This window comes from Streptococcus mitis (assembly GCF_965111725.1).
GTDB lineage: Bacteria > Bacillota > Bacilli > Lactobacillales > Streptococcaceae > Streptococcus > Streptococcus mitis_DV.
Window position 1 is genome coordinate 644,284 of the sequence record NZ_OZ217341.1, and the last position, 15,383, is coordinate 659,666.

At 42.9% G+C, this 15,383-nt stretch carries 16 protein-coding genes; 13 read left to right on the forward strand and 3 right to left on the reverse strand.

Going from position 1 to position 15,383, the window contains the following annotated elements; genetic code table 11:
* Positions 1-4 precede the first annotated feature (4 nt).
* Genes yihA through whiA form a run of 5 tightly spaced genes read left to right on the forward strand, consistent with a single transcriptional unit; the run spans position 5 to position 3,807 of the window.
* Positions 5-592: a ribosome biogenesis GTP-binding protein YihA/YsxC gene (gene yihA / locus ACLV7Q_RS03335; protein ID WP_218757459.1), complete on the forward strand. Its 588-nt coding sequence runs from the start codon at positions 5-7 to the stop codon at positions 590-592.
* 10 nt (positions 593-602) lie between these two features.
* Positions 603-983, forward strand: a complete 381-nt coding sequence (locus ACLV7Q_RS03340; protein WP_001140420.1) for a RidA family protein — start codon at positions 603-605, stop codon at positions 981-983.
* 51 nt (positions 984-1,034) lie between these two features.
* Complete coding sequence (rapZ, locus tag ACLV7Q_RS03345) at positions 1,035-1,925, forward strand: RNase adapter RapZ (protein WP_218757460.1); 891 nt, start codon at positions 1,035-1,037, stop codon at positions 1,923-1,925.
* Positions 1,922-2,899, forward strand: a complete 978-nt coding sequence (locus ACLV7Q_RS03350; RefSeq protein ID WP_218757461.1) for a YvcK family protein — start codon at positions 1,922-1,924, stop codon at positions 2,897-2,899. Before rapZ ends, ACLV7Q_RS03350 begins: the two co-directional genes overlap by 4 nt.
* The gene (whiA, locus tag ACLV7Q_RS03355; protein ID WP_218757462.1) at positions 2,896-3,807 is read left to right on the forward strand and encodes a DNA-binding protein WhiA; all 912 of its coding nucleotides are present in this window, start codon (positions 2,896-2,898) and stop codon (positions 3,805-3,807) included. The genes ACLV7Q_RS03350 and whiA overlap by 4 nt, the downstream gene beginning before the upstream one ends.
* Positions 3,808-4,016: 209 nt before the next feature.
* Here the strand turns inward: whiA and ACLV7Q_RS03360 are convergent, their stop codons facing one another.
* Entirely contained in the window at positions 4,017-4,175 is a 159-nt protein-coding gene (locus tag ACLV7Q_RS03360) for a hypothetical protein (RefSeq protein WP_218757463.1), read from the reverse strand.
* 131 nt (positions 4,176-4,306) lie between these two features.
* The gene (locus ACLV7Q_RS03365; RefSeq protein ID WP_218757464.1) at positions 4,307-5,275 is read right to left on the reverse strand and encodes an NAD(P)/FAD-dependent oxidoreductase; all 969 of its coding nucleotides are present in this window, start codon (positions 5,273-5,275) and stop codon (positions 4,307-4,309) included.
* 241 nt (positions 5,276-5,516) lie between these two features.
* Between ACLV7Q_RS03365 and cdaA the strand changes: the two genes are divergently transcribed.
* The 8 genes from cdaA (at position 5,517) to ACLV7Q_RS03405 (ending at position 14,035) form a co-directional block, all read left to right on the forward strand.
* Complete coding sequence (gene cdaA, locus ACLV7Q_RS03370; protein WP_050089436.1) at positions 5,517-6,374, forward strand: diadenylate cyclase CdaA; 858 nt, start codon at positions 5,517-5,519, stop codon at positions 6,372-6,374.
* Positions 6,361-7,140 carry a YbbR-like domain-containing protein gene (locus ACLV7Q_RS03375; RefSeq protein WP_050153432.1) on the forward strand — a complete coding sequence of 260 codons (780 nt, stop codon included), beginning with the start codon at positions 6,361-6,363 and terminating at the stop codon, positions 7,138-7,140. The genes cdaA and ACLV7Q_RS03375 overlap by 14 nt, the downstream gene beginning before the upstream one ends.
* Positions 7,141-7,164: 24 nt before the next feature.
* Complete coding sequence (glmM, locus tag ACLV7Q_RS03380) at positions 7,165-8,517, forward strand: phosphoglucosamine mutase (protein WP_218757465.1); 1,353 nt, start codon at positions 7,165-7,167, stop codon at positions 8,515-8,517.
* Positions 8,518-8,590: 73 nt separating this feature from the next.
* Positions 8,591-8,965, forward strand: coding sequence for a DUF1149 family protein (locus tag ACLV7Q_RS03385; RefSeq protein ID WP_001050087.1), 375 nt, complete (start codon positions 8,591-8,593; stop codon positions 8,963-8,965).
* A gap of 1 nt (position 8,966) precedes the next feature.
* Positions 8,967-9,815, forward strand: a complete 849-nt coding sequence (locus ACLV7Q_RS03390; protein WP_023943697.1) for a DegV family protein — start codon at positions 8,967-8,969, stop codon at positions 9,813-9,815.
* A gap of 388 nt (positions 9,816-10,203) precedes the next feature.
* Complete coding sequence (gene dapB, locus ACLV7Q_RS03395; RefSeq protein WP_061439608.1) at positions 10,204-10,971, forward strand: 4-hydroxy-tetrahydrodipicolinate reductase; 768 nt, start codon at positions 10,204-10,206, stop codon at positions 10,969-10,971.
* Positions 10,968-12,167, forward strand: a complete 1,200-nt coding sequence (locus ACLV7Q_RS03400) for a CCA tRNA nucleotidyltransferase (protein WP_411865983.1) — start codon at positions 10,968-10,970, stop codon at positions 12,165-12,167. Before dapB ends, ACLV7Q_RS03400 begins: the two co-directional genes overlap by 4 nt.
* Positions 12,164-14,035: an ABC-F family ATP-binding cassette domain-containing protein gene (locus tag ACLV7Q_RS03405; protein ID WP_218757466.1), complete on the forward strand. Its 1,872-nt coding sequence runs from the start codon at positions 12,164-12,166 to the stop codon at positions 14,033-14,035. Before ACLV7Q_RS03400 ends, ACLV7Q_RS03405 begins: the two co-directional genes overlap by 4 nt.
* Before the next feature lie 36 nt (positions 14,036-14,071).
* Here the strand turns inward: ACLV7Q_RS03405 and mntE are convergent, their stop codons facing one another.
* Positions 14,072-15,256 carry a CDF family manganese efflux transporter MntE gene (gene mntE / locus ACLV7Q_RS03410; protein WP_218757467.1) on the reverse strand — a complete coding sequence of 395 codons (1,185 nt, stop codon included), beginning with the start codon at positions 15,254-15,256 and terminating at the stop codon, positions 14,072-14,074.
* Positions 15,257-15,383 lie beyond the last annotated feature (127 nt).

Consider the following 15,383-nt stretch of genomic DNA (forward strand, 5'->3'; position numbering starts at 1 on the left):
GACTATGGAACTGAATACACACAATGCTGAAATCTTGCTCAGTGCGGCTAACAAGTCCCACTATCCGCAGGATGACCTACCAGAGATTGCCCTAGCAGGGCGTTCCAATGTTGGCAAGTCTAGCTTTATCAACACCATGCTGAACCGCAAGAATCTAGCCCGAACATCAGGTAAACCTGGTAAAACCCAGCTGCTCAACTTCTTTAGCATTGACGACAAGATGCGCTTTGTGGATGTGCCTGGCTATGGCTATGCCCGTGTTTCCAAAAAGGAACGTGAAAAGTGGGGGCGCATGATTGAGGAGTACCTAACGACTCGGGAAAATCTCCGTGCGGTAGTCAGTCTAGTTGACCTTCGTCATGACCCGTCAGCAGATGATGTGCAGATGTACAAATTTCTCAAGTATTATGAGATTCCGGTTATCATCGTTGCGACCAAGGCGGACAAGATTCCTCGTGGTAAATGGAACAAGCACGAATCAGCAATCAAAAAGAAATTAAACTTTGACCCAAGTGATGACTTTATTCTCTTTTCATCTGTCAGCAAGGCAGGGATGGATGAGGCTTGGGATGCAATCTTAGAAAAATTGTGAGGAAAAGAAAATGGCAAAAACAATTCATACAGACAAAGCTCCAAAGGCTATCGGACCATATGTTCAAGGAAAAATCGTTGGTAACCTTTTGTTTGCTAGTGGTCAAGTTCCTCTCTCTCCTGAAACTGGGGAAATCGTAGGAGAGACTATCCAAGAACAGACAGAACAAGTCTTGAAAAACATCGGTGCTATTTTGGCAGAAGCAGGAACTGACTTTGACCATGTTGTCAAAACAACTTGTTTCTTGAGCGATATGAACGACTTCGTTCCTTTTAACGAGGTTTACCAAACGGCCTTTAAAGAGGAATTTCCAGCTCGTTCAGCTGTGGAGGTAGCTCGTCTTCCTCGTGATGTAAAAGTCGAAATCGAAGTCATCGCAGAGATTGGATAAGCTAGTTGAAGTTTGGTGTTGCCAAACTTCTTTTGATATAAGGAGAAAAAGATGACAAAGAAACAACTTCACTTGGTGATTGTGACAGGGATGAGTGGTGCAGGGAAAACAGTTGCCATTCAGTCTTTCGAGGATTTAGGTTATTTTACTATTGATAATATGCCGCCAGCCCTCTTGCCTAAGTTTTTGCAGTTGGTGGAAACAAAGGAAGACGACCATAAGTTGGCCTTGGTAGTGGATATGCGTAGCCGTTCTTTCTTCTCGGAGATTCAAACTGTTTTGGATGAGTTGGAAAACAAGGAAGAACTGGACTTTAAAATTCTCTTTTTGGACGCAGCAGATAAGGAATTGGTCGCTCGTTACAAGGAAACCAGACGGAGTCACCCATTAGCTGCAGACGGACGGATTTTAGACGGAATCAAGTTGGAACGTGAACTCTTGGCACCTTTGAAAAATATGAGCCAAAATGTGGTGGATACGACTGAACTTACTCCTCGTGAGCTGCGTAAAACCATTGCAGAGCAGTTTTCAGATCAAGAACAAGCCCAGTCTTTCCGTATCGAAGTCATGTCTTTTGGCTTTAAATATGGAATCCCAATTGATGCGGATTTGGTCTTTGATGTCCGTTTCTTGCCAAATCCCTACTACTTACCAGAACTGCGAAACCAAACGGGTGTGGATGAACCTGTTTATGACTATGTCATGAATCATCCTGAGTCAGAAGACTTTTATCAACATTTATTGGCCTTGATTGAGCCGATTTTGCCAAGTTACCAAAAGGAAGGGAAGTCTGTTTTGACCATTGCCATGGGTTGTACAGGGGGACAACACCGTAGTGTGGCCTTTGCCAAACGCTTGGCGCAGGACTTATCCAAGACTTGGCCTGTTAATGAAGGGCATCGCGACAAAGACCGGAGAAAGGAAACGGTAAACCGTTCATGAGAAAACCAAAGATAACGGTGATTGGTGGAGGAACTGGGATTCCTGTCATTCTAAAAAGTCTGCGGGAAAAAGATGTGGAAATCGCTGCTATCGTAACGGTGGCGGATGATGGTGGTTCATCAGGTGAACTCCGAAAAAATATGCAACAGTTGACACCGCCAGGCGATCTCCGCAATGTTCTTGTAGCCATGTCGGATATGCCTAAGTTTTATGAGAAAGTCTTTCAGTATCGCTTTTCCGAGGATGCCGGAGCCTTTGCTGGCCATCCATTGGGCAATCTCATTATTGCAGGTCTGTCAGAGATGCAGGGTTCGACCTATAATGCCATGCAGTTACTGAGCAAATTTTTCCACACAACTGGGAAGATTTATCCTTCCAGTGACCATCCCTTGACCCTGCATGCAGTCTTTCAGGATGGGACAGAAGTGGCTGGAGAGAGCCATATTGCAGACCATCCAGGCATGATTGACCATGTTTATGTGACCAATACCCTCAACGATGATACGCCTCTTGCTAGCCGTCGAGTAGTGCAGACTATTCTTGAAAGTGACATGATTGTCCTCGGACCTGGTTCCCTCTTTACCTCGATTTTGCCCAATATCGTGATCAAGGAAATCGGGCAGGCGCTTTTGGAAACCAAGGCAGAAATCGCCTATGTCTGCAATATCATGACCCAACGTGGGGAGACGGAATACTTTACAGATAGTGACCACGTGGAGGTCTTGCATCGCCACCTTGGCAGACCTTTTATCGATACTGTCTTGGTGAATATCGAAAAAGTGCCTCAGGAATACATGAATTCCAACCGTTTTGATGAATACTTGGTGCAGGTGGAACATGATTTTGCTGGTCTTTGTAAACAAGTTCCGCGCGTGATTTCATCCAACTTCCTTCGTCTGGAAAATGGTGGTGCCTTCCACGATGGGAATTTGATTGTAGACGAGTTGATGCGCATTATACAGGTGAGAAAATGAGTTTCACAGTAGCAGTAAAAGAAGAAATCCTAGGTCAACACCATCTGAACCGGCATGAATTATCAGCCATTATCAAAATGTCTGGTAGCATCGGTCTCTCGACTTCGGGCCTGACCTTGTCCGTTGTGACAGAAAATGCCAAACTGGCTCGTCACCTCTATGAATCCTTTCTCCATTTCTATGAAATCAAATCGGAAATTCGTCACCACCAACGGAGCAATCTTCGCAAGAATCGGGTCTATACCGTTTTTACAGATGAAAAGGTGCAGGACTTGTTGAGTGATTTGCACTTGGCAGACTCCTTTTTTGGTTTGGAAACAGGTATTGACGAGGAGATTTTATCGGACGAGGAAGCAGGTCGTGCCTATCTTTGTGGTGCTTTCTTGGCAAATGGCAGCATTCGTGACCCTGAGTCAGGTAAGTACCAGTTGGAAATCAGTTCTGTTTATCTGGACCACGCGCAAGGGATTGCCTCACTTCTCCAGCAATTTTTACTGGATGCCAAGGTGCTTGAGCGCAAGAAGGGAGCTGTGACCTATCTCCAGCGTGCCGAAGACATTATGGACTTCTTGATAGTCATCGGAGCCATGCAGGCGCGTGATGATTTTGAGCGGGTTAAGATTTTGCGAGAAACCCGTAATGACCTCAATCGAGCCAACAATGCCGAAACAGCTAATATCGCTCGGACAGTTTCTGCCAGTATGAAGACCATCAACAATATCAGTAAAATCAAAGATATCATGGGTTTAGAAAACTTGCCAGTGGATTTGCAGGAAGTGGCGCAACTGCGGATTCAGCACCCAGACTACTCTATCCAGCAGTTAGCAGATAGTCTCAGCACTCCTTTGACAAAAAGTGGTGTCAACCACAGACTCAGAAAAATCAATAAGATAGCCGATGAATTATAACGATATAAAGCAACCCCTTGAATTATCAGTGTGATTGGTTGATTCCATTTTCCTAACAGCCTGATGTCGCTAGTTTACAAAATATCAACCTGTTTCTTGACAATTGAATAGAGTATGTGAGATAATAAAGGGGAATTGAGAAGTTCTAGCATTTTAGTGCTAACAGAAATCCCCTCGGTACTGCAATACCGAGGGGATTTTTTTCTGGGTTAGATAGCACTAACCACGAAGGTTACTTGTCGAAGTGATCGTCTAACCAACGAGTCACCAGCCATGAGATAATACTCTCGATGACTGCGATAAGTATTATTTTGAGAAGTTCTAGCATCTGTCATACCTCCTTTTCCAAGGCGTATTGTTAGTGCCATTTCTATTATATCACATGATTTATCAGTTTGATAGGCATTTTTATTTGTGGTAGAAGAAAGGAAAGATATGAGCTAACAAGATAGCCGATGAACTATAAAACCACGAATCCTATGTGATTCGTGGTTCTTTTTTATAAACTAGTAGAGTGTTTTGGTTGTACTTTTTGTTCAGGGTCTATGTAGTTGATAGCATTATTGACAGCAGTTGGAGCTTCTCCGAGGCCTGTCGCAATCAGTTCGATTTTTCCATCATAGTAGCAGCAGTCACCGATAGCATAGATACCTGCTTGGCTGGATTCCTGTTTGCTGTTGACGATAATCTTGTGACGGTTGAGTTCCAAACCCCAGTTTTTAAGGTTACCGACAGAAGATTTGAAACCATAGTTGACAAAGAGGTGGTCTAGGTCAATCATTTCTGTTTCATCAGATTTGACTTTTGTGATTTTCAGCTTGTCAAGCGTTTTTCCATTTCCAAGGAGTTGGCTAGGGACGAATGGTGTCTTGATGGTTACAGATGATTCTTGCAAGGCTTGAACACTGTGTTCCAAGGCACGGAAATTATCTCTGCGGTGGACAAGGGTAGTTGGTGCGATTTTTTCAAAAGCCAAAGCCCAATCAACAGCTGAGTCCCCACCACCAAGAATGGTCACTTTCTTACCAGCGTATTGCTGGATGTTGGAAACGTGGTAGTGGATATTTTCATAGCCCTCAACGCCTTCTAGTTCCAGAGGACGTGGTTTGAAGGCACCGCCACCCATAGCGATGATAACAGTTTTAGACAGGTGACTTCCTTTAGAAGTTGTGATGACAAATCCTTCTTCTTGTCTTTCAATCTCAAGAACCGTTTCGTTGAGATGAATAGGGGTATCAAAGCCATTTAATTGTTCAATCAAGCGGTTGGTCAATTCTTCTCCAGTCAGGTTTGGGAAACCTGGAACGTCGAGGATTTCCTTTTCAGGATAGAGAATAGCAGGTTGTCCACCTAGTTGGGGAAGAGAGTCGATGATTTGAACCTTGGCTTGACGTAGGTGGGCATAAAAGGATGCAAAAAGCCCGACAGGACCACCACCTACAATGGTAATATCATAGAGTTGAGACATGGTTTCTCCTTTGTTTTTTCTAGTCATACTCTTCGAAAATCAAATTCAAACCGCGTCAACGTCGCCTTGCCGTACTCAAGTACAGCCTGCGGCTAGTTTCCTAGTTTGCTCTTTGATTTTCATTGAGTATCAGTTTATTGTATCATATTTTTGCTCAATGTAAAGTGGACTAGGATAGGGAAAAAAATGCCAGAAAATGGTATAATAGGACGAAAGTGTTTTGATAGGGAGGATATCAGGGATGAATTTTCAACAATTATCCAATCTGCAATATTGGACCAGTTTGTTTGCAAGTCCATGGACGATAGCTATCAATCTGATTGATATTTTGATTGTTGCTTATATTTTATATCATTTTACAAAAGCTATTGCAGGAACCAAGATTATGATTTTGGTACGTGGAGTTTTGGTGTTTATTTTAGCTCAAATCCTTGCAAATATGATTGGCTTGACTACGATTTCTTGGTTAATCAATCAAATTATTACTTATGGGGTTATTGCGGCGGTTGTTATCTTCTCTCCAGAGATTCGGACTGGTTTGGAACGTTTGGGAAGAGCGACAGATTTCTTTTCCAATGCCCCTATTAGTGCTGAGGAACAGATGATTCGTGCCTTTGTTAAGTCTGTTGAATACATGAGTCCTCGTAAAATCGGTGCCTTGGTTGCTATTCAGCGTGTACGTACCTTGCAGGAGTATATTTCGACAGGAATTCCCTTAGATGCTAAGATTTCTGCAGAACTTCTCATTAACATTTTTATTCCCAACACTCCCCTACATGATGGTGCGGTGATTATTAGAGAAGAACGTATCGCTGTGACGTCTGCCTATCTGCCCTTGACAGAAAGTACAGGAATTTCCAAGGAATTTGGGACCAGACACCGGGCGGCTATCGGTTTATCAGAAGTCTCAGATGCCTTGACTTTTGTCGTATCAGAGGAAACGGGAGGAATTTCGATAACCTATAATGGAAGCTTTAAGCACAACCTAACACTTGATGAATTTGAAACAGAATTACGTGAAATCTTACTTCCAAAAGAGGAAGCAGGTCTTAGTTTTAAAGAACGATTGCTAGGAGGATGGAAACATGAGAAAAAATAGTTTATATATTATATCCTCACTCTTTTTTGCTTGTGTCTTATTTGTCTATGCTACGGCGACGAATTTTCAAAACAGTACCAGTGCTAGGCAGGTAAAAACGGAAACCTATACGAATACAGTAACAAATGTCCCTATTGACATACGCTATAATAGTGATGAGTATTTTATTAGCGGTTTTGCTTCAGAAGTATCAGTGGTCTTGACTGGTGCAAATCGCCTATCGCTAGCTAGTGAAATGCAAGAAAGCACACGTAAATTCAAGGTTACTGCTGACCTAACAGATGCCAGTGTTGGAACGATTGAGGTTCCTTTGAGCATTGAAGATTTACCCAATGGGCTGACCGCTGTGGCGACTCCGCAAAAAATTACAGTCAAGATTGGTAAGAAGGCTCAAAAGAATAAGGTAAAGGTTGTACCAGAGATTGACCCTAGTCAAATTGATAGTCGGGTACAGATTGAAAATGTCACGGTGTCAGATGAAGAAGTGTCGATTACGAGTGACCAAGAGACATTGGATAGAATTGATAAGATTATCGCTGTCTTGCCAACTAGCGAACGCATAACAGGTAATTACAGTGGTTCAGTACCTTTGCAGGCAATTGACCGCAATGGTGTTGTCTTACCGGCAGTTATCACTCCCTTTGATACAATAATGAAGGTGACTACAAAACCAGTAGCACCAAGTTCAAGTACATCAAATTCAACTACAAGCAGTTCGTCGGAGACATCTTCGTCAACAAAAGCAACTAGTTCAAAAACGAATTAAAAATAGGAAAAGGATTTTATAAAAATGGGTAAATATTTTGGGACTGATGGAGTCCGTGGAGAAGCTAATGTAGAACTTACTCCAGAATTAGCTTTTAAGCTAGGACGTTTTGGAGGCTATGTTCTCAGTCAACATGAAACGGAAGCACCGAAAGTCTTTGTAGGACGTGACACACGTATTTCAGGGGAAATGCTGGAATCTGCCTTGGTAGCTGGTCTTCTTTCAGTTGGTATTCACGTATACAAACTAGGCGTTTTGGCAACACCAGCAGTAGCTTACTTGGTTAAAACTGAAGGAGCAAGCGCAGGTGTCATGATTTCTGCTAGCCACAACCCAGCCCTTGATAATGGAATCAAGTTCTTTGGTGGTGATGGCTTCAAACTAGATGATGAAAAAGAAGCAGAAATTGAAGCCTTGCTAGATGCTGCGGCAGATACTCTTCCTCGTCCAAGTGCAGAAGGCTTGGGAACCTTGGTAGATTATCCCGAAGGCTTGCGAAAGTATGAAGGATACCTTGTTTCAACTGGAACTCCTCTTGAAGGAATGAAGGTTGCCTTGGATACAGCTAATGGTGCAGCTTCTACAAGTGCTCGTCAAATCTTTGCAGACCTTGGCGCTCAATTGACGGTTATAGGGGAAACACCAGATGGTCTTAACATCAACCTTAATGTTGGTTCAACCCACCCAGAAGCCCTTCAAGAAATTGTCAAAGAAAGCGGCTCAGCTATTGGTTTGGCCTTTGACGGAGACAGCGACCGTTTGATTGCTGTTGATGAAAATGGTGAGATTGTTGATGGTGACAAAATCATGTACATCATCGGGAAATACCTTTCTGAAAAAGGACAATTGGCTCAAAATACAATCGTGACGACTGTGATGTCTAACCTTGGTTTCCACAAGGCCTTGGACCGTGAAGGTATTAACAAGGCAGTCACTGCAGTTGGAGACCGCTACGTTGTTGAAGAAATGAGAAAATCAGGCTACAACCTTGGTGGTGAACAGTCAGGGCACGTCATCTTGATGGATTACAATACAACAGGTGATGGCCAATTATCAGCCGTCCAATTGACTAAAATCATGAAGGAAACAGGTAAGAGCTTGTCAGAGTTGGCAGCAGAAGTAACCATCTATCCACAAAAATTAGTTAATATCCGAGTGGAAAATGCCATGAAGGAAAAGGCTATGGAAGTGCCAGCTATCAAGGCTATCATCGAGAAGATGGAAGAAGAAATGGCAGGGAATGGCCGTATTCTTGTTCGCCCGAGTGGAACAGAGCCCCTTTTGCGTGTTATGGCAGAAGCTCCTACAACAGAAGAAGTGGACTACTATGTTGATACCATCGCAGACGTAGTTCGAGCTGAAATCGGGATTGACTAAATCCGAGAAAACTAGATGAAAATAAAAAATTATGGTACAATAGCTTATAATATTGTAGCCAAGGGAGAAAGACATGAATCTTAAACGTGAACAAGAATTTGTTAGTCAGTATCATTTTGATGCGCGTAATTTCGAATGGGAAAATGAAAATGGAGCTCCTGAAACTAAGGTGGATGTGAACTTCCAATTGCTCCAACATGATCAAGAAAATCAAGTGACTTCCTTGATTGTCATCTTGACCTTTATGATTGTATTTGATAAGTTTGTCATCAGTGGAACCATTTCACAGGTAAATCATATCGATGGCCGTATTGTCAATGAACCAAGTGAATTGAGCCAAGAAGAAGTGGAAACTTTGGCTCGTCCATGTTTGAATATGCTCAACCGTTTGACTTACGAAGTAACTGAAATTGCATTAGACTTACCAGGAATCAATTTGGAGTTCTAATATGAAATTAGCTGTTATCACAGATTCCTCTGCCTATCTCAGTGCAGAGACCTTGCAAAGAGAAGATTTATTTGTCTTGGATATTCCTGTCAATATTGATGGTGAGGAGTATGTCGAAGGCATCAATCTGACTGCTGAGGAATTTTACCAAAAAATGGCTCAGGCTTCTGAACTGCCTAAGACTAGTCAACCAAGTATTGCCAAGTTAGATGAAATCTTAACTTCGCTCAAAGAACAAGGCTATACCCATGCTTTGGGGCTTTTCCTATCTTCTGGAATTTCAGGTTTTTACCAAAATATACAGTATATGATAGATGAATATGAGGGCTTAACCATTGCTTTTCCAGACACTTTGATTACAAGTGCTCCTCTGGGTATCATGGTTGAAAGCGTCTTTAATTGGCGTGACCAGGGCGATGATTTTGCCAGCATTCAGGATAAGCTAGCCATTCAAATCAGTCGTACGTCAGCCTTTATCATGGTAGATGATTTGGATCATTTGGTGAAAGGTGGACGCCTTTCAAATGGTGCTGCTATTTTGGGCAATTTGCTTAGCATTAAGCCAATCCTCTATTTCAATGACCAAGGTGTGATTGAAGTTTACGAAAAAGTTCGTACGGAAAAGAAAGCAACTAAGCGCTTAATTGAGATTATCAAGGAAGCAACAGCTTCAGGGCAATATCGTGTCATTGTCATTCATGGGAATGCTCCTGAAAAGGCTGAGGAATTGCGTCAGCACTTGATTGAATCTGGATTGAGTTCAGATGTTTCACTTGCTACATTTGGTAGTGTCATTGGAACCCACCTAGGAGCAGGAAGTATTGCTCTGGGTTATATTCCAGTGATTTAGTTGGCGCTTCTAGGCTAGTTAAGAAATCTTGTATCATAGCCATTGAACACGGACTACCTGCCTCTTGAAAAAAGATGCCTGTCTTGCCTTTCGTGGGAAGTCAGCGCCATTCCCTATTTTTCATGGGCAGCTAACGTCCTTAGTATCTTGATAATTGAACACGCCTGGAACCCTGTATGAAAAAGATAGTTCTTCCAAGGAGTAGATACTTCTTGATCAAAACTCCTATTTTCACTTTGTGTTCCTACAGGTTTTGTATCTTAGCAATTGAACACGGACTACCTGCCTCTTGGAAAAAGATGCCTGTCTTGCCTTTCGTGGAAAGTCAGCGCCATTCCCTATTTTTCAAGGGTAGCTAATGTCCTTTGTATCTTAGACAGGAGTAGAGATGAGTATTCGAGTAATTATTGCTGGTTTTAAGGGAAAGATGGGACAAGCTGCTTGTCAGATGGTCTTGGCTGATCCAGACTTGGACTTGGTAGCAGTTTTGGATCCTTTTGAGTCTGAGTCAGAATGGCAGGGTATTCCTGTTTTCAAGGATAAGGCTGATTTAGCAGGCTTTGAAGCGGATGTCTGGGTAGATTTTACTACTCCAGCTGTTGCCTATGAAAATACACGCTTTGCTCTTGAAAATGGCTTTGCTCCAGTAGTTGGAACAACAGGTTTCACAAGTGAAGAAATTGCAGAGCTAAAAGCATTTTCTCGTGCCCAAGACTTGGGTGGCTTGATTGCCCCTAACTTTGCCTTGGGTGCTGTCTTACTCATGCAATTTGCGACGCAGGCTGCCAAATATTTCCCAAATGTGGAGATTATCGAGCTCCATCATGACAAGAAAAAGGATGCTCCGAGTGGAACAGCCATTAAAACAGCTGAGTTGATGGCGGAAGTTCGAGAGTCTACTCAGCAAGGTGCGCCTGATGAGGAAGAATTGATTGCAGGTGCCCGTGGTGCTGATTTTGATGGCATGCGCATCCACTCAGTTCGTTTGCCAGGCTTGGTAGCTCATCAGGAAGTCATCTTTGGCAATCAAGGAGAAGGATTGACCCTCCGTCATGACTCCTATGATCGCAGCTCCTTCATGACAGGGGTGAATTTGGGAATTAAAGAAGTTGTCAAGCGTCATGAGCTTGTCTATGGATTAGAACACTTATTATGAGATTAACGCAAATGCCTTCTGAATTTCAGAAGGCTTTACCAGTATTAGAAAAAATTAAAGAAGCAGGTTTTGAAGCCTATTTTGTTGGGGGCTCTGTTCGAGATGCCCTTCTCAATCGTCCCATCCACGATGTGGATATTGCGACTTCTTCCTATCCAGAGGAGACCAAGCAGATTTTTCCGAGAACAGCTGATATCGGAATCGAGCATGGAACCGTCTTGGTCTTAGATGGGGATGAGGAGTATGAGGTAACCACCTTTCGAACAGAGGATGTCTATGTGGACTATCGCAGACCCAGTGCGGTTTCTTTTGTTCGCTCGCTAGAAGAAGACCTTAAGCGCCGTGATTTTACAGTCAATGCCTTTGCCTTGGACGAGACAGGGGAAATCATTGACTTGTTTCATGGTTTAGAAGATTTGGAAAAGCAAGTCTTACGAGCAGTTGGAGTGGCTAGTGAGCGTTTCAACGAAGATGCTCTACGAATTATGCGTGGTTTCCGTTTTCAGGCTAGTCTTGGCTTCGAACTTGAGCCAGAAACGTTTAAAGCTATGAAGACCTTGACGCCACTTTTGGAGAAAATTTCTGTAGAGCGTACTTTTGTTGAGTTTGATAAACTTTTGTTGGCTCCATTTTGGAGAAGGGGCTTGGATTCCATGATTGAGAGTCAAGCTTATGACTATCTCCCTGATATGGCATCTAGCCAGGATAAGCTCAACAGACTGTTTGATTTGGAGACTGATTTCACCTTTGAATCTTCAGAGCAAGCTTGGGCGGCTCTACTGTGGGCTTTGGAGATTGAAAATGCGCAGCCATTTTTGAAAGCTTGGAAGACCTCACGTCAGTTTGCCAAGCAAGTTCAGGATTTGCTGACTATTTTGACCTTGCGTGAAAAGGGAGAGTTGAGCAAGCGCGATTGTTATCGCTTTGACTTGGATTTACTTTTACAGGCTGAAAATCTTCGGCAGGCTCAAGGAAAAGAAGTCAATTCGCAAGTCATCACAGAAACTTACCATAGTTTGAGCATTCATGACAAGAAAGAAATCCAAATCAACGGTGGTATTTTGATTAAGGAATATGGCTATCAACCAGGGCCAGACTTGGGAGAGATTTTAACAGAGATTGAGTATGCCATTGTCGATGGAGAATTGGAAAATGACCGACAAGCCATCTATGCTTATCTAAGGGAGAAAAAATGAGTGATTTTATCGTTGAAAAACTAACTAAATCCGTCGGTGATAAGACCGTTTTTAAGGATATTTCCTTTATCATCCATGACCTAGACAGAATTGGTCTGATTGGTGTCAATGGGACTGGCAAGACCACCCTTTTGGATGTCCTTTCTGGTGTTTCTGGCTTTGATGGGGATGTCAGTCCTTTTTCAGCAAAGAACGATTACCAGATTGGCTACTTGACCCAGGACCCTGATTTTGATGATAGCAAGACGGTCTTGGATACGGTCTTATCCAGCGACCTCAAGGAAATCCAGCTTATTCGTGAGTATGAGTTGATCATGCTCAACTACAGTGAGGACAAGCAGGCGCGTTTGGAACAGGTCATGGCAGAAATGGACTCTCTCCAAGCTTGGGAAATTGAGAGTCAGGTCAAGACGGTTCTCAGCAAGTTGGGGATTCAGGACTTATCTACTCCTGTTGGGGAATTGTCAGGTGGTCTAAGAAGACGGGTCCAGTTGGCACAAGTTTTACTTGGCAACCACGACCTCTTGCTTCTGGATGAGCCGACCAACCATCTGGACATTGCGACCATCGAGTGGCTGACCCTCTTTTTGAAAAATTCTAAGAAAACTGTCCTTTTCATTACCCACGATCGTTATTTCCTAGACGCTTTGTCAACACGGATTTTCGAGTTGGACCGAGCAGGCTTGACCGAGTATCAGGGCAATTATCAGGACTATGTTCGCCTAAAGGCGGAACAGGATGAGCGTGACGCAGCTCTTCTCCACAAAAAGGAACAACTTTATAAGCAGGAATTGGCCTGGATGCGCAGACAACCGCAGGCGCGGGCAACCAAGCAGCAGGCTCGTATCAATCGTTTCCATGACTTGAAGAAAGAGGTTTCAGGTGGCGTTGCTGAAACAGACTTGACCATGAACTTTGAAACCAGTCGGATTGGGAAGAAAGTCATCGAGTTTCAGGATGTTTCCTTTGCCTATGAAAACAAGCCTATTTTGCAAGATTTTAATCTCTTGGTGCAGGCTAAAGATCGTATTGGAATTGTTGGGGACAACGGTGTTGGGAAATCAACCCTCCTCAACTTGATTGCAGGAAGTCTTGAGCCGACAGCAGGTCAAGTTGTGATAGGGGAAACTGTTCGCATCGCCTATTTCTCTCAGCAAATTGAGGGCTTGGATGAGAGCAAGCGAGTGATCAATTACCTGCAGGAAGTAGCAGAAGAAGTCAAGACCAGCGGTGGTTCTACGACTTCGATTGCAGAGTTGCTGGAGCAGTTCCTCTTCCCACGTTCAACGCATGGAACCTTGATTGAGAAATTGTCAGGTGGAGAGAAAAAGCGTCTTTATCTCCTCAAATTGCTTTTGGAAAAACCAAATGTTCTCCTCTTGGACGAGCCAACCAATGACCTGGACATTGCTACTCTTACAGTTTTGGAGAATTTCTTGCAAGGCTTTGCAGGGCCTGTCTTGACAGTTAGCCATGACCGCTATTTCTTGGATAAGGTAGCGACCAAGATTCTGGCTTTTGAAGATGGTAAGATTCGTCCTTTCTTTGGTCATTACACTGATTACCTTGATGAAAAAGTCTTTGAAACAGAGATGGCCAATCAAGTGCAAAAGGTAGAAAAGGAAAAAGTCGTCAAGGTTCGAGAAGACAAGAAACGTATGAGCTACCAAGAAAAGCAGGAGTGGGCAAGTATTGAAGGTGATATTGAAGCCTTGGAAGATCGTATCTCTGCTATTGAAGAGGAGATGCAGGCCAACGGCTCCGACTTTGGTAAGCTGGCTACTCTCCAAAAAGAACTAGATGAGAAGAACGAAGCACTTCTTGAAAAATACGAACGCTATGAATACCTAAGTGACTTTGATAGCTAGAAGAATAGAAAAATCCCGTCTCATGACAGGATTTCTCTATTCTTTTTTGGTTTCTTGATGAAAGATATTTTGCCAAGTTTCGTGGCGACGCCAGATACTGGTATGGACAATACCATCTAACTCATAGCAGATGAGTTTGGTCTTCTGACTGATGGAAGTGATTTGGATGTCCTTGATAGCTGAATTCAAGTCTTTTTCTGCTTTATAGGCCTCTTTATTCATCTGTTCTCCATTTTGATGAATATAGACAAAATCGTCAGCCAAGAGTTCTTCCAGTTGGTTTCCCTGATCAATCAATTGTTCACGCATAAGCAATTTTTTATAGACGTTATCTAAAATTTCATCCTCAGGGATAGGTGCTGGCTCGATATGGACATCGGTATCAAAGATTCCAAAACGTTCCTCCAGCATAGACTCGACTTGATCCGCGATTTCATGACTCTCAAAAACAGACAAGTCAGGATTCATTTCTAGCGTAATATCAAGGTAAATGTTGCTACCGTAGGTGCGACCTCTTTGCGATTTGACCTTGCTGATTTTGGGAATTTCCATGATAGCCTTTTGATAGTCCTCAAGCAGACGGTCGTCAAAGCCATCTGAAAGACTAAAGGAAGACTCGATAAAGATATCATAGGCAGTTTTCAAGATAAAGAAAGTGATGATGATGGCAACCAGTTTGTCAACAATGGGATAATTGAAACTGCTAGCTAGGATGGCAATGGTAGTACTAAGTGAGGTAACAGCATCAGAAAGATTGTCCTTGGCTGCTGCCTTCAGTGCCTTGGAGTTGGATTTCTTACTGAGGCGAGTGTTGTAGAGATAAACCACAAACATAATCGCTGCAGACATAATTCCTAGAGTTGCACCCAGAGGATCAATGACCGTTTCTTCCTGGCTGAGAATTTTTTGAATGGTATCCTGAAGTACATCGAAACCGACATAAAACATGATGATGGAAGTGATTAAGCTAGCCAAATCTTCAATCTTCCAGTGACCAAAGCGATGGTCACGGTCTGCAGGCTGGCGCGCCATCCGAATCCCTATCAAGAGGGCCACATTTCCAATGATGTCCGAGACGTTGTTAAAACCATCGGCTACCAAACTGGATGAATGAAGAAGATGACCAGTTGCTAATTTGGCTGCAGACAAGATCAAATAGGTTGAAATACTGATAATGGCCCCACGCTCAGCTAACTTGAGATTTGAGATAGATTGCTTCATTCAACTTCCTTTCCAGTCACATAGCATTCTACCATTATACTGGTTTTCAAGGGAAAATTCAAATAGGATGGATAAAATTAAGAAAATACAAAGCAGAAAATGCTTTTTTTTTTTTTTAGGAAATATG

Coding starts and splice junctions, on each gene's coding strand:
- ACLV7Q_RS03400 (WP_411865983.1), top strand. CDS start 10,968: ATGAGATTAACGCAAATGCCTTCTGAATTTCAGAAGGCTTTACCAGTA.
- yihA (WP_218757459.1), top strand. CDS start 5: ATGGAACTGAATACACACAATGCTGAAATCTTGCTCAGTGCGGCTAAC.
- ACLV7Q_RS03405 (WP_218757466.1), top strand. CDS start 12,164: ATGAGTGATTTTATCGTTGAAAAACTAACTAAATCCGTCGGTGATAAG.
- ACLV7Q_RS03390 (WP_023943697.1), top strand. CDS start 8,967: ATGAAATTAGCTGTTATCACAGATTCCTCTGCCTATCTCAGTGCAGAG.
- ACLV7Q_RS03375 (WP_050153432.1), top strand. CDS start 6,361: ATGAGAAAAAATAGTTTATATATTATATCCTCACTCTTTTTTGCTTGT.
- cdaA (WP_050089436.1), top strand. CDS start 5,517: ATGAATTTTCAACAATTATCCAATCTGCAATATTGGACCAGTTTGTTT.
- ACLV7Q_RS03385 (WP_001050087.1), top strand. CDS start 8,591: ATGAATCTTAAACGTGAACAAGAATTTGTTAGTCAGTATCATTTTGAT.
- ACLV7Q_RS03360 (WP_218757463.1), bottom strand. CDS start 4,175: ATGGCACTAACAATACGCCTTGGAAAAGGAGGTATGACAGATGCTAGA.
- ACLV7Q_RS03340 (WP_001140420.1), top strand. CDS start 603: ATGGCAAAAACAATTCATACAGACAAAGCTCCAAAGGCTATCGGACCA.
- ACLV7Q_RS03365 (WP_218757464.1), bottom strand. CDS start 5,275: ATGTCTCAACTCTATGATATTACCATTGTAGGTGGTGGTCCTGTCGGG.
- ACLV7Q_RS03350 (WP_218757461.1), top strand. CDS start 1,922: ATGAGAAAACCAAAGATAACGGTGATTGGTGGAGGAACTGGGATTCCT.
- rapZ (WP_218757460.1), top strand. CDS start 1,035: ATGACAAAGAAACAACTTCACTTGGTGATTGTGACAGGGATGAGTGGT.
- dapB (WP_061439608.1), top strand. CDS start 10,204: ATGAGTATTCGAGTAATTATTGCTGGTTTTAAGGGAAAGATGGGACAA.
- glmM (WP_218757465.1), top strand. CDS start 7,165: ATGGGTAAATATTTTGGGACTGATGGAGTCCGTGGAGAAGCTAATGTA.
- whiA (WP_218757462.1), top strand. CDS start 2,896: ATGAGTTTCACAGTAGCAGTAAAAGAAGAAATCCTAGGTCAACACCAT.
- mntE (WP_218757467.1), bottom strand. CDS start 15,256: ATGAAGCAATCTATCTCAAATCTCAAGTTAGCTGAGCGTGGGGCCATT.